Raw genomic sequence first — 22908 nt, forward strand, 5'->3', positions numbered from 1 at the left:
TGGACATGACGAAAATCTGGAACCGCGACGGCTTTGTGGAAAACGACCCCTGGGTCATCGAAACCGAAGAGGTGAAAGCGACCGGCGAGCAAAAGCCGCTCCTGCCGCTTGCTGACTTTCTGGTCCGTGCGGCCGAAAGCAACGATATCGGTCTCGGTGTTCTGATTGCACCGGCTGACGATGTCACGCGACTTGAGCCCTATCTCGATCGCATCGAAATTGTGGCCGTGAGCTTCCCGGCCTTCAACGATGGCCGTGGTTTCAGCCACGCTTCGTTGCTGCGCAACCGGCTCGGTTTTGCGGGCGAGGTGAGGGCAGTCGGCGATGTGCTGATCGACCAGGTGCCGCTGATGCTGCGCACCGGCTTTACCAGCTTTGCGGTGACGAACGGCACGGCGATCCGCCGCCTGTCCGAAAATCGCCTGCCGGAAATCCCGGTTTATTACCAGCCGACGGCCCGACCGGCAGCGGGCGGCGAGGCCTATAGCTGGCGTCGGCGTGCGTCTGTGTGACACGTTGCGCGGAAATATGATTTTTTGATACATATTTCCTGAGCACATAGCAGTTGTGATATTCTCATGCCTTCAAACCGCGGCAAAAATGGTATAATTGCCCAGTTGGAGAATGCCGCTTATCGAATAAGAATGGACGGAACCTGAAATGAACGCGCCAGCCAAGACGGAAGATTTCGCGATCAAGATACCTGATGGTGTTTACGCCGAGACGGTTTTATCTGTGGAGCACTATACGGATCATCTGTTCCGTTTCCGCATGACACGTCCGGCCGGTTTCCGTTTCCGTTCTGGTGAGTTCGCCATGATCGGCCTGATGGTTGGCGAAAAGCCGATCTACCGTGCCTATTCCATCGCCAGCCCGGCCTGGGATGAGGAACTGGAATTCTTCTCGATCAAGGTTCCCGACGGCCCGCTGACCTCGCATCTTCAGGCGATCAAGCCCGGCGATACCGTGCTGATGCGCAAGAAGCCGACAGGCACGCTGGTTCTGGATGCGCTGACGCCCGGCAGACGGCTCTACATGTTCTCGACCGGCACCGGCATTGCGCCTTTCGCAAGCCTGATCCGTGACCCGGAGACCTATGAGAAGTTCGAAGAAGTCATCCTCACCCATACCTGCCGCGATGTGGCCGAGCTGAAATACGGCTTCGATCTGGTCGAGGAAATCAGGAACCATGAATTCCTGAACGAGATCGTTGGCGACAAGCTCAAGCACTATGCAACGGTGACCCGTGAGGATTATCCCTTCAAGGGCCGCATCACCACGCTGATCGAAAACGGCAAGCTGTTTGCCGATCTCGGCGTTCCGGCGCTTGATCCGGAAATTGATCGCGGCATGATCTGCGGTTCCTCGGCCATGCTGAAGGACACCAAGGAATTGCTTGAAAAGGCCGGCCTGAACGAAGGCGCCAACAACAAGCCCGCCGAATTCGTGATCGAGCGCGCTTTCGTCGGCTGACGGCGCGTTTCCCATGCGAATACATTGAAACAGGAGGCCCGCAAGGCCTCCTTTTTTGTTTTAAGGCGTTGACACGAGGCCGGAACGGCAAATCGTCCGACTGGAACATCCGGAGGCGATGGCGCGTTAGCGCTCACAGGAAACCGAACCGGCGAAAACGTCCAATGCAAAAAACAGAAAGAATACGCACCACCATCATTGCTCTTGCGACGAGCCTTTTCACCGCGCTGCCCGCAGCCGCCGATGAAAGCGCCTTTCTGTCATCACTCGAGGGCACATGGACCGGCAAGGGCACGGTGATCACCCGCATCGGCGCGCCAGCCATCAACGTCAATTGTACGCTGAATTCCGACGCGCGGCAGACAGCGTTGCGCATGTCTGGCACCTGCCGCGGGCTTCTGGTGGTAAAGCGGGCGATTGCCGCCGATCTCGCCGCCAGCGGCGCGCGTTACAGCGGCACCTACACAGGCCCTTCCGGCCGTCCTTCGGCACTGGCGGGCAACCGTCGGGGAAATGCGATCAATCTGACCGTTCGCTGGAACCGCGATATCAACGGTGACCGTGTCGCCGCCATGACGATCGAGAAGGTCGGCAATAACGGCCTGCGGCTACGCACCACCGATAAAGACGGCAAGACTGGAAAGACGGTGGTGACGAGCGATATCCAGCTGGTACGCGGATGATCTTCGGCTGATCGAGACAGCGTGGATGAGTGCCCGGCTTCTCAACTGAAGTCGAGCAACAGCGGGCAGTGATCCGAAACCTCCGGCTGCCTCACAACGTCAAAGTGCACGATCTTCACAGCAGGATTGACCAGCATGTAATCCGCATAGCGGTTTTGCTTGGTGTAATGCGAAGTCCGCGTGTCGGTAAAGCCGCGCGTCGTAACCAACTCCGTGAGATCAAGTTCTCTCAGAACGGCAAAAGTCTCGCTATCAGGCAAAACATTGAAATCGCCGCAGACGATGATCCGGTCACCAGCCTCCGCGATGTTTCTAACGAGCTGGACGAGGCGGTTCGCCTGCGCCAGACGCGCAGGACTATCATGTTTACCCTCAAGATGCCGCAGCCCATGCATGTGGGCGATGACGGTGGGTTGGCCTGTTGTGAAGTCAAAAATACGAACGGCATGGGCGGTCCGCGATCTCGGGTGATCCCCATATCCATCGGCTGAAAAAGCACCGTGCACGAAACCCTGAGCCTGCGCGACAATGGCAAAGGATTTGCGAACGAAGGTGGCGAGCCCAAATTGGGAAGGATAGCGCATTTCTCCGTGCCAGAGATCGCCCTGCGCTGCCGCGCAGAAGACCGCCAGATGATCGGGAAGGGCGTCGGCGACATCTCGCAGGAAATTCGCCCTTTGCGGCAAGTCGACGCCGTGATCGCGATAGACCAGCGTGTCCTGCGTGGCACCCGGCGTATGCACCACTTCCTGCAGACACAAGATATCGGGATCAGATGAAGAGAGATAGGGAACAAGCTCGTCGTGGAGCTTTCCACCCCAGCCGTTCAGACATATCAGACGCATTCACACTCCATCGCCGCAGGATTGCATGATCCGATTTAGCATGGAACCACTGGCGATCAATCATATCCTGCCATTTCGGGGTGTAGAGGGTGTCGTCGCCCGAATGACAAAGGCCCGGATACTTCCGGGCCTTTGATGCAGGTTCAAGCCGAATGCTTCATTCGGCCATTTTGTGCCATGCAGCACTAATTACATCTTCGGCAACAACACCTTGTCGATGACATGAATGACGCCATTGGATTGCTTGACGTCGGCGATGGTGACATGAGCAACCGTACCATTCTCATCCGTCAATGTGATTTTGCCCATGCTTTCCTTGGCCTTGAGCACGCAGCCGCCGACGGTCTTCACGTCATGCTCACCCTTGTCGTCCTTGATCATCTTTTCGATGGCGGGTGACAATGCATTGGCGGCAACCACGTGGCAGGTCAGCACTTTGACCAGCTTCTCCTTGTTCTCCGGCTTCAGAAGATCGTCAACCGCGCCCTTCGGAAGGGCCGCGAAAGCTTCGTTGGTTGGCGCGAACACCGTGAACGGGCCTTTGCCTTGCAGTGCTTCGACAAGCCCGGCGGCCTTCACCGCTGCGACAAGCGTTGTATGGTCTTTCGAGTTCATCGCATTTTCAACGATGTTCTTGTCCTCGAACATTGCGGCGCCGCCAACTTTAGGGTTCGCGGCATAAGCGGAAACCATGCCGATGGAAAGAGCTGCGGCCAGCGTCAGGGCGCGAACAGAAACATTGTACATCGTTATTCCTCCTTGGTGACATCCAAACCCCGAAAGGTGGTCCTTCCAGAGGCCGCTATCGGTCATCCGTAGCGATAAAAGAGACGGAGGCCGGCCTCTCGAAGTTTCGAGATGAGCCGCGAAAAATGATAAATAATTGATTTTAAAAATGATTATCTGTGCGCCGTCATAAAAAAAGCCCGGAGCAATCCGGGCTTTTGTCTTCAGCGAAACGAAATTTACTCCGCCGCTTCGGCATAATCCTCCATCGGCGGGCAGGTGCAGATGAGGTTGCGGTCACCATAGACATTGTCGATGCGATTGACCGGCGACCAGTATTTGTCGATGCGGAAGGCGCCGGGCGGGAAGCAGCCCTTTTCGCGGCTATACGGGCGGTCCCATTCGCCGACGAGGTCTTCAACCGTGTGCGGCGCGTTCTTCAGCGGATTGTTGGTCTTGTCTGCCCGACCTTCCTCGATGTCGCGGGCTTCTTCGCGGATCGCCAGCATGGCATCGCAGAACCGGTCGATCTCCGCCTTGGTCTCGGATTCCGTCGGCTCGATCATCAGCGTGCCGGCCACCGGCCAGCTCATGGTCGGCGCGTGGAAACCGCAATCGACGAGGCGCTTTGCCACATCATCCACCGTCACGCCGCAGCTGTCCGCGAGCGGGCGGGTGTCGATGATGCATTCATGCGCAACGCGTCCGGTTTCGGACTTGTAGAGCACGTCGTAAGCGCCTTTCAGCCGCTCGGCGATATAGTTGGCGTTGAGGATCGCCACCTTGGTCGCCTGCGTCAGCCCTTCGCCGCCCATCATCAGGCAATAGCTCCAGGAGATCGGCAGGATCGACGGCGAGCCGAAAGGAGCAGCCGAAACCGCACCTTCACGACCATCGGTCGTCGGATGGCCGGGGAGGTAGGGAGCCAGATGCGCCTTGACGCCGATCGGTCCCATGCCCGGGCCACCACCGCCATGCGGAATGCAGAAGGTCTTGTGCAGATTGAGATGCGAAACGTCCGAGCCGATATCGCCGGGGCGGGCAAGGCCAACCATGGCGTTCATGTTGGCGCCGTCGAGATAGACCTGTCCACCATGCTTGTGGGTGATCTCGCAGATCTCGCGAACCGTCTCCTCGAACACGCCGTGGGTGGACGGATAGGTGATCATGCAGCACGAGAGGTTTTCCGCATACTGCTCTGCTTTTGCACGGAAATCATCGATATCGATGTCACCATTGTCCTGCACCTTCACCGGCACCACTTTCATGCCGACCATCTGCGCGGAGGCAGGGTTGGTGCCATGTGCGGAGGTTGGAATGAGGCAGACGTCGCGATGTGTGCCGCCATTGGCGAGGTGATAGTTACGGATAGTGAGAAGCCCGGCATATTCCCCCTGCGCGCCGGAATTCGGCTGCATGGAAAAGGCGTCGTAACCGGTGACCGAGCAAAGCTTTTCGGAAAGATCGTCGATCATCTCCTTGTAACCCAGCGCCTGATTGGCCGGCACGAAGGGATGGATGTCGGAAAATTCCGGCCAGGTGATCGGCAGCATTTCAGCTGTTGCGTTCAGCTTCATGGTGCAGGAACCGAGCGGGATCATCGAGCGGTCGAGCGCCAGATCGCGGTCCGAAAGACGGCGAATGTAACGGGTCATCTCGCTTTCGGCACGGTTCATGTGGAAGATCGGATGCGTCATATACTGGCTGGTGCGCAGCAGCTCCTTCGGCAGACGATAGTCCGGCTCGAAATCCGAGATCGAGAAATTGCCGCCGAAAGCACGCCAGACGGCCTCAAGCGTTGCCGGGCGGGTGCGCTCGTCAAGGCTCATGCCGATTTTGGTGGCGCCGACCTTGCGCAGGTTCACGCCTTCCGCCACGGCCGAGCGCAGGATGACGCCCTGCATATGGCCGACTTCGACGGTGATGGTGTCGAAGAAGGTTTCCGGTTCGATGGTGTAGCCGAGCTTTTCCAGACCCTTGGCCATCAACACGGCCTTCTGGTGGGTTTGCTGGGCGATTGCCTTGATGCCCTGTGGGCCGTGGAAGACGCCATACATTGACGCCATGACGGCAAGCAGCACCTGCGCGGTGCAGATGTTCGAGGTGGCCTTTTCGCGGCGAATGTGCTGCTCGCGGGTCTGCAGCGACAGGCGATAGGCGCGGTTGCCGCGCGCATCGACGGAAACGCCGACCAGACGGCCGGGCATGGAGCGCTTATGGGCGTCCTTGACGGCCATGTAAGCCGCGTGCGGACCACCATAACCGACCGGAACGCCGAAACGCTGCGAGGTGCCGATGGCGATGTCTGCGCCCATTTCGCCGGGAGATTTCAAGAGCGTCAGCGCCAGAAGATCGGCGGCGACGGCGGCAATCGCGCCCGTCTGGTGCAGACGGGAAATCAGGCCGGAGAAATCGCTGACATGGCCGTGGGTGCCGGGATACTGGAAGATCGCGCCAAACACGTCGACAGGATCGAGATCGGTGAAGGGATTGCCGACGATCACCTTCCAGCCGAGCGGGGCTGCACGGGTTTCGATCAGCGCGATGGTCTGCGGATGGCAATTGGCGTCCACGAAGAAGGCGGTCGCCTTGGACTTGGCGACGCGCTGGCACATGGCCATGGCTTCGGCGGCGGCCGTCGCTTCATCGAGCAGCGATGCGTTGGCGACGTCGAGGCCGGTCAGATCGCAGACCATGGTCTGATAGTTCAGCAGCGCCTCAAGACGGCCCTGGCTGATTTCCGGCTGGTAGGGCGTATAGGCCGTATACCAGGCCGGGTTTTCCAGAATATTGCGCTGGATGACCGGCGGCGTGATGGTGCCGTAGTAGCCCTGGCCGATCAGCGAGGTCAGGACCTGGTTTTTGTTGGCCGTCTCGCGAAGACGATCCAGCGCCTCGCGTTCGGTCAGCGCCGCACCCCAGGTGAGCGGCACCTTCTGGCGGATGGAGGAGGGAACGGTGGCGTCGATGAGGGCGTCAAGGCTCTTATAGCCAAGGACCTTCAGCATCTCAGCCATTTCCGACGGCGACGGCCCGATGTGACGCCGGTTGGCGAAATCATAAGGCTGATAGTCGGTGAAATGGAATTCCGTGGGCGTCGTCATTACGCGATCAGCTCCTTGTAGGCTGCTTCGTCGAGCAGCGTATCGGCATCCGCCACGTTGGAAAGCTTCAGCTTGAAGAACCAGCCGGCACCCTGCGGGTCGGAATTGACCAGCGAGGGATCGTCGACGATCGCCTGATTGATTTCGACCACTTCGCCATCCAGCGGACAATAGACGTCGGACGCAGCCTTGACGGATTCAACGGTCGCTGCATCGCCATCCTTGGCGAAGGTTGCGCCCACTTCCGGCAATTCGACGAAAACGAGATCGCCAAGTTGTTCAGCGGCGTGACTGGTGATGCCAACGGTGGCGATATCGCCTTCGAACTTCAGCCATTCGTGTTCTGCGGTAAATTTCAGCATCGTGTTCTCTCCGGAGATAGGATGAAATTATCGTTTATAGGTGGGCTTGATGAAGGGCAGGGCAGCGACGGTGACGGGCAGGTATTTGCCGCGCACTTCCGCGAAAATCGCCGTGCCGGGTGTCGAGTAGGACACGGGCGCATACCCCATGGCGACAGGGCCTTCGACCGAAGGGCCGAAACCGCCAGAGGTCACTTCGCCGATTTCCGTCTTGCCTTCAGCATCCGCAAAAAGCTTTGAATGGCCGCGCACCGGCGCCTTGCCTTCGGGCTTCAGGCCGACGCGGCGACGTGAGGTGCCATCCTTGAGTTCGCCCAGAATACGCTCCGCCCCCGGAAAACCGCCTTCGCGATCACCACCGGCGCGGCGCGCCTTCTGGATTGCCCATTCAAGCGAAGCTTCGATGGGGGAGGTCGTGGTGTCGATGTCGTTGCCATAAAGACAAAGGCCGGCTTCGAGCCGCAGGCTGTCGCGCGCGCCAAGCCCGATGGCTTCGCAATCGGGATGTTCGAGCAGGGCCTTGGCGATCTCTTCCGCCTTCTCGGCCGGCACGGAGATTTCAAAACCGTCTTCGCCGGAATAACCGGAACGGGAGACGATGCAGGGCACGTCATGCAGCGGCACTTCCTGCACATCCATGAACTTCATTTCGGACACGCCGGCCCACAGTTCCGCCAGCACCTCTTCGGCGCGTGGTCCCTGCAACGCGATCAGCGCGCGGTCGTCGAGAAGGGTGATATCGCAGGCGTCGGAAAGATGCGCCTTCATATGGGCGACATCGGCATCCTTGCAGGCAGCGTTGACGACGACGAAAAGATGGTCGCCGCGATTGGTGATCATCAGGTCATCGAGGATGTGGCCGTTGTCGTCGGTGAAGAAGCCATAACGCTGACGGCCTTCCTTGAGGCCGAGAATATCAACCGGTACCAGCGTCTCAAGCGCACGTGCGGCATCGGCATTGTCGCCGGACTTTGCCTTCAGGATCACCTGGCCCATATGGGACACGTCGAACAGACCGGCGGAGGTGCGGGTCTGAAGATGTTCCTTCAGCACACCGGCCGGATATTGCACCGGCATGTCGTAACCGGCAAACGGCACCATGCGGGCGCCGAGCGAAACATGCAGGGAATGAAGCGGCGTGGTTTTAAGCTCGGCGGTATCGTCCAAGGACGCCTCCAGGGTTGCGCGAGATATCGCGCGGGCTCAGGTCATGGCGCAAACACGCCGGTTCAAGAGCCCCCTCTGTCCTTGTCGCCTGAGATTGTTATCCCTTCGGCGAGCCGTCCTTTGAAAAGGTGGCTTCTCTCCAGAGTTCCGTCGTCACCGCTGGTCCTTTTGCCTGAGAGTTTCCGGGGCGGTTGCTCCTTCGGCACCGCAGTTAAGCGGCTTCTCCCAACGATGATGCGACGCTCATTATCTTCGAAGCCCCGCTGTTGGCAAGGACCAAATGACGCATCTGAACAGATTCTTGCTCCATCTGCGCCATCGGCAGCGCAAGATTCGGTCAATGGTCGGAGCGTCAGACGATACTAATCGGATTTTTTCTCCGGCAGGCCCTTGCGTTTCGTTGATGCGAAATCCTCAAGTTCATTTTCTGTCATGGACTTCTCCATGCTTTTTGAAGCACCTTGTAAACTGGATTTCTTGATATCGCCGCGTTTGGCGGCAAGTGCTGCACCCGCCGCTTTCTGCTGGGCTTTCGATTTGGCTGGCATGTCTGCCTCCCTTTGAAACGATGGTTCCAGCAGGGAAATGCCGCCTTGCGACGATTGTTCCCTTGCGAGACGTCAAGCATGCGGCAAAATTCCCCTTTGAAATCGGCAGGAAAGCGGGATATCGCATGAGGCATGGATGCAAATCGAAACCGACGACTGACAGTGATGGAGAGAATGCTTCGCATTTTCTGCGCGGCCTTGATGTTGTCACTCGGTTTTGCCCACAAGCCCGTGCTGGCCGCAGCGCCGACGGTCTCTCTGGACGAGAGCTACCGGCTGCCGGACGGCACCTTTGCTGAAATCTGCCTTGGCCACGGCGACGGCGTCAACGTCTCCCATGGCAAGGACGATCCGGCCCATTCCGGCGATGCCATGCTGTTTTGCGAGGCCTGCCTGCTGGCCTCGTCCATTCTTCTGCCGATACCCGATACGGAAGGCTGGCTGAGGAGCGAATTCTCCTGGCTCGACAATCGCCTGACCGCAAATTGGAGCTTCCGCTCTGTCCTGACGATTCAGAAACCCGCAGCGCGGGGGCCTCCATCCCTGTCCGTCTAATTTTTCGTTTACCGGATCATCGCCGCCTGCTGGCGGCACGGAGCGACTGCCAGGGCCCTTATGGGATGCAGTCAAAGGGACAAGAAACATGAAGACCACCAAAATCATCACCTGCACGCTGTTTGTTGCGTCGGTTTCGACCGCGCAGGCATTTGCCCACGCCACTTTCGTTGACGGCTCGGCCGAACAGGAAAGCACCGTCGTTGCCGCGCTGCAGGTGCCGCACGGTTGCGACGGCGGGCTTGCCACGACAGAAGTGCAGATCAAGTTGCCGGAGGGCTTCATTTCCGCCAAGCCGCAACCCAAGGCCGGCTGGGAGCTGGAAGTCATCAAGGGTGACTACCAGAAGGCCTACAAGAACCACGGCAAGGAAATTAAAAGCGGTCCGGTCGAAATCCGCTGGAAGGGTGGCAATCTGCCTGATGAATTTTACGACACCTTCGCCGTACAGGGTAAAATCTCCGGCATCGAAGCCGGACAGGACCTACCCTTCAAGGTGACGCAGCTTTGCGGCGACAAGGGCAAGGTTTCCTGGGATGAGGTGGCGGCCACCGGTGTCGATCCGCATTCGCTGAAAAGCCCCGCCCCAACCATTCGCGTTGCCGCAAAGGCGGCCCATGCTGCCGGCGGCCATGATCATGCGGCCATGAATATGGGCATGGACATGGATGTCGTGAAGGCAGGCAGCCTTGAGGTTTCCGGCGGTGCGACCAAGGCCATGCTGCCGGGCCAGCCGGTTGGCGGCGGTTACGTGACGATCAAGAATGCCGGTACCAGCGACGACAAGCTGATCGGCGTCGAATCCTCGGCTTCCGGCCGTGCCGAAATCCACGAGATGGCTATGGTCAACGACGTCATGAAGATGCGCAAGCTGGATGACGGCATTGTCATTCCCGCCGGCCAGACGGTGGAACTGAAGCCCGGCGGCCTGCACATGATGTTCTTCGACGTGAAGAAGCCCTTTGCCGAAGGCGACAAGGTGCCTGTGACGTTGATCTTCGAAAAGGCCGGGAAAGTCGAAATCATGCTTTCCGCTGGCTCGGCCAAAGGCAACGGTGGCGGCCACCAGCATAATTGACCAATAAAGAGCGGCTACCGGAACGCGTGACAGGTCCGGTAGCCGCAAGCTTTTTTATTATTATCTCTTGTTTTCAGCGCCGTGGCGGAAAAGGCGTGATGGCCATCGCCTCCGTGATTTTTCCGGCATTCGGTTGAAAATATTTAGAAAATCAACCTGACACCAGCCTGAATGCCGTAGGCCCGCCTATATTAAGAAATAAAATTAAAATCTTCATGTATCAGTCTGATTTAAATTACTAATTTCTGATCGGCTTTTCGCGTTGTTTTCCTCATAGGCTTCCACAGCCTGTTCGAGCGTCGCCTGCGGTTCGTGGCGCTGGCTGGCAGCGGTCAGGAAATAGAGCGTGAGCGCCGGCGGCTTGATGGCCGTCATCAGGGCTCGGAGCTGGAAGTCGTCGCCATTCTCGGCCTTGCGTGCCAAGGCGTGAATCTCTTCTTCGACCTCGGTTCTGCGCGGCACGCGCTGTGGGGGCTTCACTGCCTCCAGCGCGTAGGCTGCCGTATTCGCAGAAACGGAAAGAACCTGTGTCATCCAACCTCCGGCCATCTTCGCGACCCTTGAAAACTGGAGGTTATCACCCGCGCCTTGTTGGAAGGCTAAATCGCGGGGGTGCAATTTAATCGTATTTTAACGGACGAAAGCACTCGGCAATGGGGTTTCGCGCCCTGACGTGATGGTCTAGAAATGCGTCGGACAACCCGGTCCGGTACTTTCCCCGGAGACAATCCCCCATGGTGAATATCGCTCTTGTCGCCGCAGGCGGCGCAATTGGTTCCGTTTTCCGTTATCTGGTCGGCGTCTGGAGCGTGCGGCTGACGGGGTTGAATTTCCCTTGGGGAACGCTGGCGGTCAATGTGGTCGGATCGTTCCTGATTGGTCTTCTGGTCGAGTTGGTGGCAAGGCGGCTGAATGCCTCGATGGAAATGCGCCTGTTTCTCGTCACCGGCGTGCTGGGCGGCTTCACGACATTTTCGTCCTTCTCGCTTGATGCGGTCGCGCTTTTCGAACGCGGCGCGCTTGGTCTCTCGGCCGTATACGTGCTTGCAAGCCTTGTGGTTTCCATCGCTGCGGTTTTTGCCGGGCTGGCCTTGGGCCGCAGTTTGTTCTAAAGGCTTGATCCAAACGGTGCGCCGACGAACAGAGCGCGCGATCAAGACAGAAAGACTGGAAATTTCATGGCAGGTATCGAGCATATCAAGGTCGAGGCCGACGAGGCCGGTATGCGCCTCGATCGCTGGTTCAAGATTCACTATCCGGGGCTGGGTTTCGGGCAGTTGCAGAAGCTGCTGCGCTCCGGGCAGGTGCGTGTGGATGGTGGCCGGGTGAAAACGGACGCGCGTGTGCAGCCGGGACAGTTGGTGCGTGTGCCACCGGTTGATTCCGACCTCAAGGTCAAAAGCGGCCCGATCGGATCGAGGGACCTTAAACATTCGGAAGACAGCGAGCTTCTGGCGCGCATGCTCTTGCATGAGGACGACAAGGTTTTCGTGTTCAACAAGCCGGCCGGCATTGCCGTGCAGGGCGGTTCCGGCGTCAACCGTCATATTGACGGGCTTCTGGAGGCTTGGACCAGCCCGAAGGGCGAAAAGCCGCGTCTGGTGCACCGTCTGGACCGCGACACTTCAGGTGTGCTGGTGGTTGCCCGCACAAGGGGCGCGGCGCAGAAGCTGACAGCGGCTTTCAGAGAACGCGACACGAAGAAGACCTATTGGGCGCTGGTGCGCGGCGTTCCGCGCAAACATCAGGACAAGATTTCCACCTGGCTCGTCAAAGAGCAGACCCCAGACGGCGATCGAATGCGCATTGCCAAACATGGCGAGGAGGGGGCCGATCACGCCGTTTCCTATTATCGCGTCATCGATACCGCCGCGCAGAACCTCGCCTGGCTGGAAATGGAGCCCTATACGGGCCGCACCCACCAGCTGCGCGTCCATGCCCTGCATATCGGCCACCCGATCATCGGCGATCCGAAATATTATATAGAAGATCCCAACTGGGATTTCCCCGGCGGCGTCCAGAAGCGTCTGCACCTGCACGCACGCCACATCGACATTCCGCACCCGAATGGCGGGCGGCTTCGGGTGAGCGCGCCTTTGTCACCGCACATGGTGCAGACCTGGAACCTGCTCGGTCTCGACGTGGCCGATGGCGACAGGGAAGGCTGATATCAGATGAAGCTCGTTCTTTTCGATTGCGACGGCACGCTGGTGGATAGCGCCGGCCTGATCCATGCCGTGATGGCCGATACTTTCGCCGATTTCGGAAAGCCGCGTCCGGATATCTCGCAGACCAAGGCGATCATCGGCCTGACGCTCGATATCGCCATCGCCCGCATGCTCGGCAAGACGCATGTGGATGACGAGGCGCTGGCGATGACGCAGCGCTACAGGGAAATCTATCATCCGATCCGGGCGCGCCCGGGCATGATCGAACCGCTTTTCGACGGCATCGCGCCGCTGATCGACGCACTGTCGAAACGGGATGACGTTTTGATCGGTGCGGTCACCGGCAAGGGTCGGCGCGGGCTGACCCACATTCTCGAGACCCACGGTTTTGCCGATCACTTCATCGTTTCGCGCACGGCAGATGATTGCCCCTCCAAGCCGCATCCGGCCATGGTGATGGAATGCTGCCATGAAACCGGCATGGTTCCGGCCGACACTGTCGTCATCGGCGATGCGATTTATGACATGCAGATGGCCAAGGCGGCGGGCGCAAAAGCCATCGGTGTCGCCTGGGGTTACGCCTCGGTCGACGATCTCTGGAAGGCCGGCGCGGATGCCGTCGTCAGCCACCCGCGTGAAATCCCGGCCTATGTTCCGGCCGATATTTGAACAACCCTTCTACCTGACTGATGAGGACGTGCCATGCGTGATCTCCTGAACGACCTTACGGAGGGTCTGAGCCACCCCGACCCGATCCTGCGCGCGCAAATCCAGATGCAGAAGCCTTTGCCGAAGCGGTTCTACAAGGATGTGACCGTCGCTGATCTGGAGGAGGGCGGTTTCACCATTCATCTCGATGGCAAGCCGCTGCGCACGCCCGCCAAGAAACCGCTGATCGTTCCGACGAAGGCGCTCGCAGACCTGCTTCGCGACGAATGGGATGCACAGAAGGAAGTGGTGAACCCGGTAGTCATGCCGGTGTCGCGACATGTGAACACCGCCATTGATGGTATCGCCAGCGACACCCAGGCGGTTTTCGAAGACATCCTGCGTTTCTCCTCCTCCGATCTCCTGTGCTACCGCGCCGGTGATCCGGAAGCGCTGGTTGCGCGGCAGACCGACCATTGGGACCCGGTGCTCGACTGGGCGACCAATGTGCTCGGCGCACGCTTCATCCTCGTTGAAGGCGTCATGCATCGCGACCAGCCGCGGGAAGCCATAGCTGCCTTCGCGGTAACGCTCCGGAAATACGATACGCCGATAGCACTTGCCGCTCTTCACACCATGACGTCGCTGACCGGCTCCGCCATTCTGGCGCTTGCACTGGCGGAAGGCGAGCTGACGCTTGAGGAGACCTGGGCGCTCGCCCATCTCGACGAGGACTGGACCGCCGAACAATGGGGTGAAGACGAGGAAGCGCTGGAACGCCGCGCCATCAGGCTCATTGACATGCGCGCCGCACTCAATGTTCTGGAGTCGCTGAAGAGCGTTTCTTAACGCTTTTCTAACCCTGATGATCGAATATGCGGTTACCTCACGTTAGGGGAGCCGCCGATCATGAACACCACGTTGAAACGCCTTGGCATTGTTTTGCTGGCGTGTTTCACACTCATGTCTTTCAGGCTGGAACCGGAAGCGACCAATGCCGACCGGATGCTTTACGATGTGCGCGGCGCATTTGTTGCTGCACGACCGGATGTCGCCCCGGCGCTGATGCAGTCCATCCATGCTCAGGTGCAGAACGCGATCAGAACGACGGCGCGTGGCGAGACCAGACCACGCGTCGTGCTGACCATCCGTCTTGCATCCGTCACGCGCGCGCCGTTCCTGTTTGGAGAGCGGGCCTCAGCCAGGGTGATCGTCCGTGCCGCAGCCGTCGCGACGGGTGAGGTGATCGCCGAGGCCAAATTCACCGCCACCGTCGTCAGCTTCGACAATCAGTCGATCGAGCAGGAACTCGCTTATGGCGTCGCCGAACGGGTAATCCGCGAATTCAGGCTCAGTCGCCCCGGCCCGACGACATTGGCGACAGCTCTGTTTCCATGAACGGACGAAAGGTGAACACACGAGCCGCTCGTCTCTTTTGCTTTGGAAAGCTCTGCTCCCACAAAGTGCGTCGCGTCGCCCATAGTTTCACATACGTCACGTATCTTAGTTGAAATGCGCTGCGGACGTCACTATCTCGCATACGTAACGTATGTGAAATGGCGTTCGAAGCTTTGAATGCAATGCTTCGCCCGTCCATTGCCACTCAGCCACAAAGAGAGATGCAGGATGACCCAACGCGAAGCGATTTTCCCCGCCAACAGACACGCGCTTTATGAGGAGCATGGCTATTCCGCAGCTATTCGCTCCGGTGACCTTCTGTTCGTTTCCGGCCAGGTTGGCAGCCGTGCTGACGGAACGCCTGAACCGAACTTTGAACAGCAGGTCCGGCTGGCCTTCGAGAACCTGAAAGCCACGCTTGAGGCGGCGGGCTGCACCTTTGACGACATAGTCGACGTGACGACGTTCCACACGGACCCGGAAAACCAGTTCGGAACCATCATGACGGTCAAACAGGAGATTTTCAGCAAATCGCCTTACCCGAACTGGACTGCCGTCGGTGTCAACTGGCTCGCCGGTTTTGATTTCGAGATCAAGGTCATTACCCGCATCCCATGATGTCAGTCCGGGCCTGAAATGGCGGCGCTCTCAGGGCGCCGCCTGCCTCGTCTTCATCCTTATTTCAGCCGCTCGGCGTGCCACTTCAGATGGTCATCCATGAAGGTGGAAATGAAATAATAGGAGTGGTCATAGCGATCGTGCAGGCGCAGTTTCAGGCCGATATCCGTGCCCTTGATCGCCTCTTCGAACAGCCATGGGCGCAGACCTTTTTCAAGGAAACTATCGGCCTTGCCCTGATCGATCAGGAACTCGGGAAACCGCGCGCCATCCTCAACGAGCGAGCAGGCGTCGTATTGACGCCATGCGGCACGGTCTGCACCGAGATATTTTTCCAGCGCCGGTTCGGACCAGTCGGCGGAGGAGGGCGCCACGATCGGTGCAAAGGCGGAGCAGCTCTTGAAACGCTCGGGGTTCTTGAGCGCAATGGTCATTGCACCATGGCCGCCCATCGAATGGCCGAAGATGCCCTGACGGCTCATATCCGCGCGGAAATGCTGACCGATGAGGGCTGGCAGCTCTTCCGTTACATAGCTGTACATATGGTAGTGCTCAGACCACGGTGCCTTGGTGGCGTCGAGGTAAAATCCGGCACCCTTGCCCATCTGCCAGTTGGTCAGCTCATCCGGCACATCATTGCCGCGCGGGCTGGTGTCCGGGCAGACGATAATCAAGCCCAGTTCGGCAGCCATGCGGCGATATTCGCCCTTTTCCATGACATTGGCATGGGTGCAGGTGAGGCCGGAGAGATACCAGACAACCGGGCAGGGCTCATGGACTGCCTTCGGCGGCACATAGACTGCAAAGGTCATCTCGGATTTCAGGGTGTCGGATATATGCGAAAATACGCCCTGCATGCCGTCAAAAGCCGTATTTTGCGAAATGATGTTCATGAAGCCATTCCTTTGAGAAAAGTTTTCCGGTTCAACTTGCAAGCGCGACTGCGGCATTCACCGCCGCCGCAACCAGAACCGTGTTGAAAAAGAAAGAAACGATGGAGTGCAGCAGCGTGACCTTGCGCATGGCGGTCGTGGTCACCCCCACATCCGATGTCTGCGCCGTCATGCCGATCACCACAGCGAAATAGAGGAAGTCGTAACCGCAGGGTTCCTTCGTCGCTGGAAAATCCATGCCGCCGCGATGCTGGCGCTTGCCATCCACCGTGGCCGGCCGCCAGTATAAATGCGCATAGTGCAGGGCCGTCATGGTGTGGATCGTCAACCAGCCGAAAATCACCGAGACGAAGGCGATGAGCAGGGTCCAGACCGTCTCGCCCGTATGGTTAAGCGCCTGAAAGAGCGATACAACGGCAACCGCCACCGCAAGCAGCGTGACGGCGATGATGGCGATTGCCGGCAGATCGTCGCTATCGGCATGGGCCTTCAGATGCTGCGCCGTCAATCCCGGCAGACGAAAGGCAACCAGCGTCAGATAGGTCAGGAAAAACAGAACGGCGGCGATTTCTATGGCAAGCGACGGCGCAAAGGCCAATGCCAGACCGAGACCAAGAGCACCGGCGAAAAAAGCGAAGACGAAAGGCTGATGTCGGCGAAAGGCATTGCTTCCGGTAGTGGCGGGGCTTTTCGGTTTGGCCGTGGTCATGGGCGGCACCTTTCTGTTTGCAGCATCATTTTTTGACACGGCGGCAGAAGCGGTCAAGCGTCTCCAGAAAGGCGGAGCGGTCGCGCGGCGAAAAAGCCGCATTATATCCCTTGCTCTCACCGGTTTCGCGCAGATGCGCGCCAAGATCACGCATCGCTGTGGCCATGCCGATATTGGCCGGATCAAAAACACGACCCGTCGGTCCCGTCACCAGCGCCCCCTTGGCGACACAGCGCCCGGCCAGCGGCACATCGGCGGTGATGACGATATCGTTTTCGCCGGCATGTTCGGCAATCCAGTCATCAGCCGCATCGAAACCGGCCGACACGATGACGTTCTTCACCATCGGATCCCGCGAGGGGCGCAGGCCGGAATTGGCGACGAAGGTCACCTCCAGCCCATGCCGCTCGGCCACCTTAAGGATCTCCGGTTTCACCGGGCAGGCATCGGCATCGACATAGATTTGCGGATTTTTCGACATGGGCACTCTTCGCAGATAATTCTTGCGACGCTTTTACGGGCAAATGCAGCGATTACCAAGCCCGTCGTCGCCGAAATGCCGGTTTGATAAGGGGCGCGAATGCGCTTGCGATCATGGCGAAACATCCATATGTTCCCTTTATGTTCTTTCGTTTGGGAATGTCAGATGCTGGAAAAATTCATCGTTCAGGCCAAGTCTGCCACCTATGTCGGCGGCAGCAATAAATCCGCGATTTCTACCCGAAAAGGATCGCATGATCTCACCTATCAGCAAGGCGACTGGCATTATATCGACAGCTATTTCGGCGGAACCGATTTCATCGGGCAGGAGGTGGTCTGGCATCAGGGCGTCGCGCTCTGGGCGATGAATTATTACGGCCGCATCCTGAGGCCGGATATGATCGACGCCGGGATCGCGGGCAGGGTGATCAAGCACTCCCTCTCAACGCTTTATAAGGAAGGGCGGTTTCTCGGTGGCTTCACCCATCAGCTTGAGGAGCTGATCTATGTGGATACCAATGAAGGAGAATTCCGGTCTTTTACCGGGGTTGAGAGGATTTATCGCGAGGATATCGAGGTTTACCGGCTCGACTATCATGGTGGACTGATAAAGCCCTAGGGTTCGCGGAGGTCGCGCTGCGAGTGGCAAAAAAAAGAGGCGATGAAGGTTCATCGCCTCGATTGAGATTTCAAATCAGCCGGGCTGCTTCGTCTTGCGAAGATAGGGAAGAACCGTGTCGTAGGAGCCGAAACGGGCAATCGCATCTTCGTTGGAAACGGCGGCGGTGATGATGACGTCTTCGCCCTGTTTCCAGTTGGCGGGCGTCGCCACCTGGTGCCTGGACGTCAGCTGAATGGAATCGATGGCGCGAAGAATTTCCTCGAAGTTGCGGCCGGTGGTCATCGGATAGGTGAGGACCAGCTTGATCTTCTTGTCGGGGCCGATGACGAAGACGGAGCGCACGGTGGCGTTGTCGGCCGGCGTGCGGCCTTCGGAACTGTCGCCAGCTCCGGCCGGCAGCATGTCATAGAGCTTTGCCACCTTCAGGTCCTTGTCGCCGATCAGCGGATAATCGACATTGAAACCTGTCGCGGTGCGGATGTCGTTTTTCCACTTCTCATGGCTTTCGACCGGATCGACAGAAGTGCCGATGATCTTGACACCGCGCTTTTCAAATTCCGGCTGCAGGCCGCCCATTGCGCCGAGTTCCGTGGTGCAGACCGGCGTGAAATTCTTCGGATGCGAAAACAGCACCGCCCAGCCGTCGCCGATCCAGTCGTGAAAGCTCACCGGCCCATGGGTGGTCTCGGCGGTGAAATCAGGTGCTATGTCGTTGATACGCAGGCTCATCTGATAGTTTCTCCCTAATGATTTGAACTGAAATCCTGGTTGTTTTCGGCAATCCGTGTCCGGCGCCGGAGCTTAGAGTGTCTGCGCGAAATGGCCAGCCTTTTCATCGCACCACGGTAGCGTCGCCGAGCAGGGGAAGTTTGCGAAATTCCAGCGAAAGCTTGATGACACTCCTTGGCAGATATTCGGTTGTGGCCAGTCCGACAATTTTCGACACGGATTATACGGACAAGAGAATCTGCTGAATTTGCGGCAGGATCATGCGACCTTTGGCCACGCCGTCAAAAGCGTTAGGCGGGGCGGTGCATGCCAATGACGCCTGCCGGCGGATATCCCGTCGGAGATGGTGCAGACGCTATTGCCCTAAAGGCGCGTGTGTGAGGCAGGATTATTTTTGGTAGTCGATGTACCTGTTCTGGCGTAGCATAACCAGCCGGCTCTGAAACTGACGCGAAAACTGCGCGCACGCCATCTCCAAACCCAATGTTATGGGGAATACCGATGACGATCACGATTACCGCCTTTGAACGTTCACCCGATAGCGGCAAGGGCCTCGCCCGTGACATGCGCGTTCGTTGGGCGTTGGAAGAGGTGGGCCAGCCTTACGATGTTCGCCTTCTCTCCTTCAAGGCGATGAAGGAACCGGAGCATCTAGCGCTTCAGCCATTCGGGCAGATTCCGACCTATGAAGAGGATGATCTTGTCCTGTTCGAATCCGGGGGCATCATCTTCCATATCGCCGAGCGCCATGCCGGCCTGCTGCCGAAGGAGGCGGATGCGCGGGCGAGGGCGATAAGCTGGATGTTTGCCGCGCTCAGCACTATGGAGCCGCCAATCGTCGAGCACTTTGTCACGGGCTTTCTCGAAAGGGACAAAAGCTGGCATCGAGAACGCCTGCAGATCGTCGATGAACGCATTCGCAAACGGCTCGGCGAATTGTCCCGCCGCCTCGGTAATGCCGACTGGCTCGATGGTGCATTCAGCGCCGGCGATCTGTTGATGATCTCGGTCCTGCAAAGAATAACAAGCTCAGGCATTCTTGATGAATATCCGAACCTTGCAGCCTATGTGGCGCGTGGCGAGGCACGTCCCGCCTATAAGCGCGCTTTCGCCGATCAGTTGGCTGTCTTCAAAGCTGCTCAGAACGGTTGAACGTCTCACTCCGGAGCATTGACGCGATATGCCATTCCAAGCGACCGTGGTGCAGCGATGGCTGATGAGCACGGTTCTCGCCGGGCTCGCCATTCGCATGGCCACGGAGGCGCGTCGTCAGGATCGTCCGGCTTCAGCCCGGCAATCCACAGCCGGTAAGAATATCGTCAACAAGGCCCAGTCGGCCCGAAGTTGAGATTTTGGCCAACTCAAAGAACAGGTAGATAACTCGTGATCACATAGAGTCTGACGGCGAACCTTGGCTTTCCAGGGCGCGGTAGACAGTCATCCTGGGTTAACCGGACAACCTCATCCTCCTCGATCGTGTCGACAAGGATGCCGAAGGTTGGAGAAAACGCGGATGGCCATCTCGCAGACGGTCGTGCGTCCCGGTCCGGACGGCATAGCCTGCGTGACTTCAGTCAAACAACGTGACGTCAGCAAATCCCGTATTAACTAGTTCTAAACCAATTCTTTGCGGATAAAACGATAAATGCTAATGTATCCACCAAAAATGGGGGTCTGTAGCATGTCTGTGCGTATTGCGTTCGTCGATGACCATCCAGTTCTTCTGGAGGGGCTTGTCAGTCTTTATAATGAAAAGACCGATTTTGATGTCGTTGCGATGGGGCATACGGCATTTGATGCGATCAGGATTGTTGAAGAGAAGCGACCGGACGCTATCGTGCTCGACCTGAGCATGCCGGGAGATTCTTTCAAGGCGATAGGGCATTTGCTGGCGCAGTTTCCGGAAACAAAAATTGTGGTATTTACGGCTTCCAACGCGATCCAGCCTGCGGTTGAGCTTTTGGAGGCGGGTGTCTCCGGCTACGTCTTGAAGGGCAGTTCTTGCATTGAGCTTCAAGAGGCGATCAAGACTGCCTGTCGCGGTGAGTCCTATGTAACGCCGGGCTTTGCGACGAAGGTCATCATGTCGATGAAAACTGCAGAGCTTGTTCGGAAAAACGGCGTGACGCAGCAGAGACTTCATCACCGGGAAGAGCAAATCGTCGGTGGTCTTCTCAAGGGAATGACGAACCGGGAGATCGGTGAAAATCTCAAGATCAGTGAAAAGACAGTCAAGCACTACATGACGTCCATGATGCAGAAACTCAATGTGAGAAACCGCGTTGAGCTGGTGATCGCTGTTAAAAACCGCGCTGTTCCACGCGATCCCAGATTGGAAAACACTCTACAATAGATGTGCAGTCAATCGGCATTAATCGGTAAAACGGCAACGGCGATCGAACCGTTTTTACCTGGAAAAAAGCGCATGCGTCCGCCGAAAGAGCGGATGCGGCGTTTTTGGCTGACTTGTCCCAACCTTGCCCTTTGAACCTCTTTTTGGGAGGTGATCAGCCGGCTTGCGCCAAAATCGGCAACGCTGACATAGAGGCGGCCGTTACGCAGGCGATAACGGACGATCTGTCGGTTTCCATGCGCGTGACGATAGCTGTTCATCAACCCTTCCAGTACAAACCGATACAGGCAGATGGACAGGTCGTGCAGACGGATATCGATGCGTTCGCGATCGGCTATCTCCACCTCGCACCCGGTGATCTCGTAATAACGTTTCAGGGATAATTCAATCGACTGCTGAAGCGTGATGCCCTCCAGTTCCGGAAGGATAAGCCCGGCGGAAATATTGCGCAGTTCCTCAAGGACGCCGGAGACCAAATCAAGGATCTTTTGAAGTGTGCGTCGCTGACTTGTATCTTCCGGATCCGTGGCGACCATGTCGCTCATCCGAAGCTTTACAAGTGTCAGCACCTGCACGGAACCATCATGCAGATCCGCGCCAATTTGATCCAAAATGCGTTCATTGAGCTTGCCGGCTTCCGTGCGGGCGCTGTCTGCAATGACCCGCAGTCGGTCGTTTTCTATCGACAGATCAATGGCGTTGCGCAGGCTTTGGCGCAGTGTTTTTCGCTGCTCGTCGATGACCCTGCTGGTACGTCGAACGATAAGGTAAAGCAGAGACAACATTGGCACCGAAAGCAGGAAGACCACCGCCATCGTCACGGTGCGCGCATTGGATATCTGTTTTCGTAACTTCAAGGACTCCTGGTATATCTCACCGGCAAGCAGGACTTTTCCACTGGTGTCCGTGTAGAGTGGCGCATAAATCTCGAGCAGCAGCTCATCTTTCTCGCCCGTGCTGTATTCGTGTTTGTCGCCATCGGTGCGCGAAACCACTATGTCGCCCGCCAATGCGCCGGTGAGCTCGGGAAACATCTCCCGCTGACTGCCAATCTCGCCGCTGGCCGAAAAGGCTGGCGTTCCATCGGAAAGCCAAATCTTCACATTGGTGATACGTTCGTCCTGAGGGCCGTGGCCGATGAGATATTCGATATCGCTTGTGAACTGCTCATCGAAAATGAAGTTGCCCTGGCTGTCGCGTCGCAAGAAGGGTGTAATCGATGTTTGCATACGGGCAGCGCCCGCAACGCCCGCCGCATCCAGCGCTGATCGCTCCACCCGGGATGCGGTAAAAAAGCTCAATGCAGCCATAAGTCCAAAGACGACAATGGAGGCGGTAAGCAAGAACTGATTGGCGATGGAGAGATCGGCAATCGCTCTGAACATCCAGCGTCTTGGCTGCGGCTTTATGTAACCTGCAATGCGGGATGCACTTTTGTTCATTACCAGCCCTCTTCGACAGACTGTAAAAATGATTGTCCTGCATTGCAGACGTTGAACAGTCTATATTCGATCGTTTTCTATAATAAACCGATAAAAACTAATCATTTTGGATTAATTATATCAATAATAATTAAGACGATGGTCGGAAGAAGGATTAGGACCTTGCGACAATACATCGTTAGACCAAGCGCTATTTGAAAAAACTCTGATTATGCCAGTCTCTTAGGCGGGATGTCGTCTTCTGCCTGCAATGGGCGAGGCGGCGATTGTTTTCAGTAGCGTCGGAGGCGGGGACACCCGAACGTCA

The 22908-nt window shown here is 57.7% G+C and carries 26 protein-coding genes, 1 pseudogene and 1 riboswitch; of the genes and pseudogenes, 15 read left to right on the forward strand and 12 right to left on the reverse strand.

The annotated features are described in order from the left end of the window. The first annotated feature begins 5 nt into the window (after positions 1-5). The 3 genes from JZX89_RS02425 to JZX89_RS02435 all read left to right on the forward strand — a co-directional run bounded on the left by JZX89_RS02425 (position 6) and on the right by JZX89_RS02435 (position 2156). The gene (locus tag JZX89_RS02425; protein WP_149897640.1) at positions 6-512 is read left to right on the forward strand and encodes a DUF934 domain-containing protein; all 507 of its coding nucleotides are present in this window, start codon (positions 6-8) and stop codon (positions 510-512) included. A gap of 148 nt (positions 513-660) precedes the next feature. Then, complete coding sequence (locus JZX89_RS02430) at positions 661-1473, forward strand: ferredoxin--NADP reductase (protein ID WP_035217416.1); 813 nt, start codon at positions 661-663, stop codon at positions 1471-1473. A gap of 164 nt (positions 1474-1637) precedes the next feature. After that, positions 1638-2156, forward strand: a complete 519-nt coding sequence (locus JZX89_RS02435) for a hypothetical protein (RefSeq protein ID WP_207132949.1) — start codon at positions 1638-1640, stop codon at positions 2154-2156. A gap of 41 nt (positions 2157-2197) precedes the next feature. Here JZX89_RS02435 and JZX89_RS02440 read toward each other — a convergent pair whose 3' ends face one another. From JZX89_RS02440 to JZX89_RS02465, 6 genes are all read right to left on the reverse strand, one after another. After that, positions 2198-3001, reverse strand: coding sequence for an endonuclease/exonuclease/phosphatase family protein (locus JZX89_RS02440; protein ID WP_207132950.1), 804 nt, complete (start codon positions 2999-3001; stop codon positions 2198-2200). A gap of 189 nt (positions 3002-3190) precedes the next feature. Beyond that, on the reverse strand, positions 3191-3748 hold the full coding sequence (locus tag JZX89_RS02445) for a fasciclin domain-containing protein (RefSeq protein ID WP_207132951.1): 558 nt from the start codon (positions 3746-3748) through the stop codon (positions 3191-3193). Positions 3749-3966: 218 nt separating this feature from the next. After that, positions 3967-6831 (reverse strand): aminomethyl-transferring glycine dehydrogenase, encoded by a 2865-nt coding sequence (gene gcvP, locus JZX89_RS02450; RefSeq protein WP_207132952.1) that lies wholly within the window; start codon positions 6829-6831, stop codon positions 3967-3969. Then, positions 6831-7193: a glycine cleavage system protein GcvH gene (gene gcvH / locus JZX89_RS02455; protein ID WP_006315335.1), complete on the reverse strand. Its 363-nt coding sequence runs from the start codon at positions 7191-7193 to the stop codon at positions 6831-6833. Before gcvH ends, gcvP begins: the two co-directional genes overlap by 1 nt. 27 nt (positions 7194-7220) lie before the next feature. Then, complete coding sequence (gcvT, locus tag JZX89_RS02460) at positions 7221-8360, reverse strand: glycine cleavage system aminomethyltransferase GcvT (RefSeq protein WP_207132953.1); 1140 nt, start codon at positions 8358-8360, stop codon at positions 7221-7223. Positions 8361-8510: 150 nt separating this feature from the next. Continuing rightward, positions 8511-8598, reverse strand: a riboswitch (glycine riboswitch). A 124-nt stretch (positions 8599-8722) separates the two neighbouring features. Then, the gene (locus tag JZX89_RS02465) at positions 8723-8908 is read right to left on the reverse strand and encodes a DUF3008 family protein (protein WP_207132954.1); all 186 of its coding nucleotides are present in this window, start codon (positions 8906-8908) and stop codon (positions 8723-8725) included. A 174-nt stretch (positions 8909-9082) separates the two neighbouring features. On the opposite strand from JZX89_RS02465, the gene JZX89_RS02470 reads away from it, so the two are divergent. Next, on the forward strand, positions 9083-9463 hold the full coding sequence (locus tag JZX89_RS02470) for a hypothetical protein (RefSeq protein WP_246746643.1): 381 nt from the start codon (positions 9083-9085) through the stop codon (positions 9461-9463). 88 nt (positions 9464-9551) lie between these two features. Then, positions 9552-10541, forward strand: coding sequence for a DUF1775 domain-containing protein (locus JZX89_RS02475; protein WP_207132956.1), 990 nt, complete (start codon positions 9552-9554; stop codon positions 10539-10541). A gap of 213 nt (positions 10542-10754) precedes the next feature. On the opposite strand, the gene JZX89_RS02480 is transcribed toward JZX89_RS02475, so the two are convergent. After that, on the reverse strand, positions 10755-11075 hold the full coding sequence (locus tag JZX89_RS02480; protein WP_207132957.1) for a hypothetical protein: 321 nt from the start codon (positions 11073-11075) through the stop codon (positions 10755-10757). A 200-nt stretch (positions 11076-11275) separates the two neighbouring features. On the opposite strand from JZX89_RS02480, the gene crcB reads away from it, so the two are divergent. The 6 genes from crcB to JZX89_RS02510 all read left to right on the forward strand — a co-directional run bounded on the left by crcB (position 11276) and on the right by JZX89_RS02510 (position 15373). Next, complete coding sequence (gene crcB, locus JZX89_RS02485; protein WP_149897633.1) at positions 11276-11653, forward strand: fluoride efflux transporter CrcB; 378 nt, start codon at positions 11276-11278, stop codon at positions 11651-11653. A gap of 66 nt (positions 11654-11719) precedes the next feature. After that, positions 11720-12709 (forward strand): RluA family pseudouridine synthase, encoded by a 990-nt coding sequence (locus JZX89_RS02490; protein WP_174372631.1) that lies wholly within the window; start codon positions 11720-11722, stop codon positions 12707-12709. A gap of 6 nt (positions 12710-12715) precedes the next feature. After that, on the forward strand, positions 12716-13378 hold the full coding sequence (locus JZX89_RS02495; protein WP_207132958.1) for an HAD family hydrolase: 663 nt from the start codon (positions 12716-12718) through the stop codon (positions 13376-13378). 33 nt (positions 13379-13411) lie between these two features. After that, entirely contained in the window at positions 13412-14206 is a 795-nt protein-coding gene (locus JZX89_RS02500) for an ATP12 family chaperone protein (protein WP_207132959.1), read from the forward strand. Between the two features lie 60 nt (positions 14207-14266). After that, entirely contained in the window at positions 14267-14755 is a 489-nt protein-coding gene (locus JZX89_RS02505) for a hypothetical protein (RefSeq protein ID WP_149897629.1), read from the forward strand. A 228-nt stretch (positions 14756-14983) separates the two neighbouring features. Further along, positions 14984-15373, forward strand: coding sequence for a RidA family protein (locus tag JZX89_RS02510; RefSeq protein ID WP_207132960.1), 390 nt, complete (start codon positions 14984-14986; stop codon positions 15371-15373). A gap of 59 nt (positions 15374-15432) precedes the next feature. On the opposite strand, the gene fghA is transcribed toward JZX89_RS02510, so the two are convergent. The 3 genes from fghA to JZX89_RS02525 are packed head-to-tail and all read right to left on the reverse strand — an operon-like array spanning position 15433 to position 17456. After that, positions 15433-16266: an S-formylglutathione hydrolase gene (gene fghA, locus JZX89_RS02515; RefSeq protein WP_207132961.1), complete on the reverse strand. Its 834-nt coding sequence runs from the start codon at positions 16264-16266 to the stop codon at positions 15433-15435. A gap of 31 nt (positions 16267-16297) precedes the next feature. Beyond that, positions 16298-16975 carry a DUF1345 domain-containing protein gene (locus JZX89_RS02520; protein WP_207132962.1) on the reverse strand — a complete coding sequence of 226 codons (678 nt, stop codon included), beginning with the start codon at positions 16973-16975 and terminating at the stop codon, positions 16298-16300. A gap of 25 nt (positions 16976-17000) precedes the next feature. Then, positions 17001-17456, reverse strand: a complete 456-nt coding sequence (locus JZX89_RS02525) for a YaiI/YqxD family protein (RefSeq protein WP_174372628.1) — start codon at positions 17454-17456, stop codon at positions 17001-17003. Between the two features lie 165 nt (positions 17457-17621). On the opposite strand from JZX89_RS02525, the gene JZX89_RS02530 reads away from it, so the two are divergent. Next, on the forward strand, positions 17622-18074 hold the full coding sequence (locus JZX89_RS02530; protein WP_174372627.1) for a DUF5680 domain-containing protein: 453 nt from the start codon (positions 17622-17624) through the stop codon (positions 18072-18074). 75 nt (positions 18075-18149) lie between these two features. Here JZX89_RS02530 and JZX89_RS02535 read toward each other — a convergent pair whose 3' ends face one another. Beyond that, positions 18150-18806: a peroxiredoxin gene (locus tag JZX89_RS02535; protein ID WP_207132963.1), complete on the reverse strand. Its 657-nt coding sequence runs from the start codon at positions 18804-18806 to the stop codon at positions 18150-18152. 501 nt (positions 18807-19307) lie between these two features. Here JZX89_RS02535 and JZX89_RS02540 point away from each other — a divergent pair. The 3 genes and pseudogenes from JZX89_RS02540 to JZX89_RS02550 all read left to right on the forward strand — a co-directional run bounded on the left by JZX89_RS02540 (position 19308) and on the right by JZX89_RS02550 (position 21159). Next, positions 19308-19958, forward strand: a complete 651-nt coding sequence (locus tag JZX89_RS02540; protein ID WP_207132964.1) for a glutathione S-transferase family protein — start codon at positions 19308-19310, stop codon at positions 19956-19958. A 46-nt stretch (positions 19959-20004) separates the two neighbouring features. After that, positions 20005-20076, forward strand: a pseudogene (locus JZX89_RS02545) (LysE family translocator); the annotation flags it as partial. A 411-nt stretch (positions 20077-20487) separates the two neighbouring features. Next, entirely contained in the window at positions 20488-21159 is a 672-nt protein-coding gene (locus JZX89_RS02550) for a response regulator (RefSeq protein WP_149901376.1), read from the forward strand. An 8-nt stretch (positions 21160-21167) separates the two neighbouring features. On the opposite strand, the gene JZX89_RS02555 is transcribed toward JZX89_RS02550, so the two are convergent. Then, positions 21168-22601 carry a sensor histidine kinase gene (locus JZX89_RS02555; protein WP_246746644.1) on the reverse strand — a complete coding sequence of 478 codons (1434 nt, stop codon included), beginning with the start codon at positions 22599-22601 and terminating at the stop codon, positions 21168-21170. Positions 22602-22908 lie beyond the last annotated feature (307 nt).

Origin of the sequence: Agrobacterium burrii, from assembly GCF_017313405.1 — a bacterium.
Taxonomy (GTDB): Bacteria; Pseudomonadota; Alphaproteobacteria; order Rhizobiales; family Rhizobiaceae; genus Agrobacterium; species Agrobacterium burrii.

Bases quoted from the DNA above. Each gene is read 5' to 3' on its own strand.
- JZX89_RS02425 (WP_149897640.1), top strand. From the start codon at position 6: ATGACGAAAATCTGGAACCGCGACGGCTTTGTGGAAAACGACCCCTGG.
- JZX89_RS02430 (WP_035217416.1), top strand. From the start codon at position 661: ATGAACGCGCCAGCCAAGACGGAAGATTTCGCGATCAAGATACCTGAT.
- JZX89_RS02435 (WP_207132949.1), top strand. From the start codon at position 1,638: ATGCAAAAAACAGAAAGAATACGCACCACCATCATTGCTCTTGCGACG.
- JZX89_RS02440 (WP_207132950.1), bottom strand. From the start codon at position 3,001: ATGCGTCTGATATGTCTGAACGGCTGGGGTGGAAAGCTCCACGACGAG.
- JZX89_RS02445 (WP_207132951.1), bottom strand. From the start codon at position 3,748: ATGTACAATGTTTCTGTTCGCGCCCTGACGCTGGCCGCAGCTCTTTCC.
- gcvP (WP_207132952.1), bottom strand. From the start codon at position 6,831: ATGACGACGCCCACGGAATTCCATTTCACCGACTATCAGCCTTATGAT.
- gcvH (WP_006315335.1), bottom strand. From the start codon at position 7,193: ATGCTGAAATTTACCGCAGAACACGAATGGCTGAAGTTCGAAGGCGAT.
- JZX89_RS02465 (WP_207132954.1), bottom strand. From the start codon at position 8,908: ATGCCAGCCAAATCGAAAGCCCAGCAGAAAGCGGCGGGTGCAGCACTT.
- JZX89_RS02470 (WP_246746643.1), top strand. From the start codon at position 9,083: ATGCTTCGCATTTTCTGCGCGGCCTTGATGTTGTCACTCGGTTTTGCC.
- JZX89_RS02475 (WP_207132956.1), top strand. From the start codon at position 9,552: ATGAAGACCACCAAAATCATCACCTGCACGCTGTTTGTTGCGTCGGTT.
- JZX89_RS02480 (WP_207132957.1), bottom strand. From the start codon at position 11,075: ATGACACAGGTTCTTTCCGTTTCTGCGAATACGGCAGCCTACGCGCTG.
- crcB (WP_149897633.1), top strand. From the start codon at position 11,276: ATGGTGAATATCGCTCTTGTCGCCGCAGGCGGCGCAATTGGTTCCGTT.
- JZX89_RS02490 (WP_174372631.1), top strand. From the start codon at position 11,720: ATGGCAGGTATCGAGCATATCAAGGTCGAGGCCGACGAGGCCGGTATG.
- JZX89_RS02495 (WP_207132958.1), top strand. From the start codon at position 12,716: ATGAAGCTCGTTCTTTTCGATTGCGACGGCACGCTGGTGGATAGCGCC.
- JZX89_RS02500 (WP_207132959.1), top strand. From the start codon at position 13,412: ATGCGTGATCTCCTGAACGACCTTACGGAGGGTCTGAGCCACCCCGAC.
- JZX89_RS02505 (WP_149897629.1), top strand. From the start codon at position 14,267: ATGAACACCACGTTGAAACGCCTTGGCATTGTTTTGCTGGCGTGTTTC.
- JZX89_RS02510 (WP_207132960.1), top strand. From the start codon at position 14,984: ATGACCCAACGCGAAGCGATTTTCCCCGCCAACAGACACGCGCTTTAT.
- fghA (WP_207132961.1), bottom strand. From the start codon at position 16,266: ATGAACATCATTTCGCAAAATACGGCTTTTGACGGCATGCAGGGCGTA.
- JZX89_RS02520 (WP_207132962.1), bottom strand. From the start codon at position 16,975: ATGACCACGGCCAAACCGAAAAGCCCCGCCACTACCGGAAGCAATGCC.
- JZX89_RS02525 (WP_174372628.1), bottom strand. From the start codon at position 17,456: ATGTCGAAAAATCCGCAAATCTATGTCGATGCCGATGCCTGCCCGGTG.
- JZX89_RS02530 (WP_174372627.1), top strand. From the start codon at position 17,622: ATGCTGGAAAAATTCATCGTTCAGGCCAAGTCTGCCACCTATGTCGGC.
- JZX89_RS02535 (WP_207132963.1), bottom strand. From the start codon at position 18,806: ATGAGCCTGCGTATCAACGACATAGCACCTGATTTCACCGCCGAGACC.
- JZX89_RS02540 (WP_207132964.1), top strand. From the start codon at position 19,308: ATGACGATCACGATTACCGCCTTTGAACGTTCACCCGATAGCGGCAAG.
- JZX89_RS02550 (WP_149901376.1), top strand. From the start codon at position 20,488: ATGTCTGTGCGTATTGCGTTCGTCGATGACCATCCAGTTCTTCTGGAG.
- JZX89_RS02555 (WP_246746644.1), bottom strand. From the start codon at position 22,601: ATGAACAAAAGTGCATCCCGCATTGCAGGTTACATAAAGCCGCAGCCA.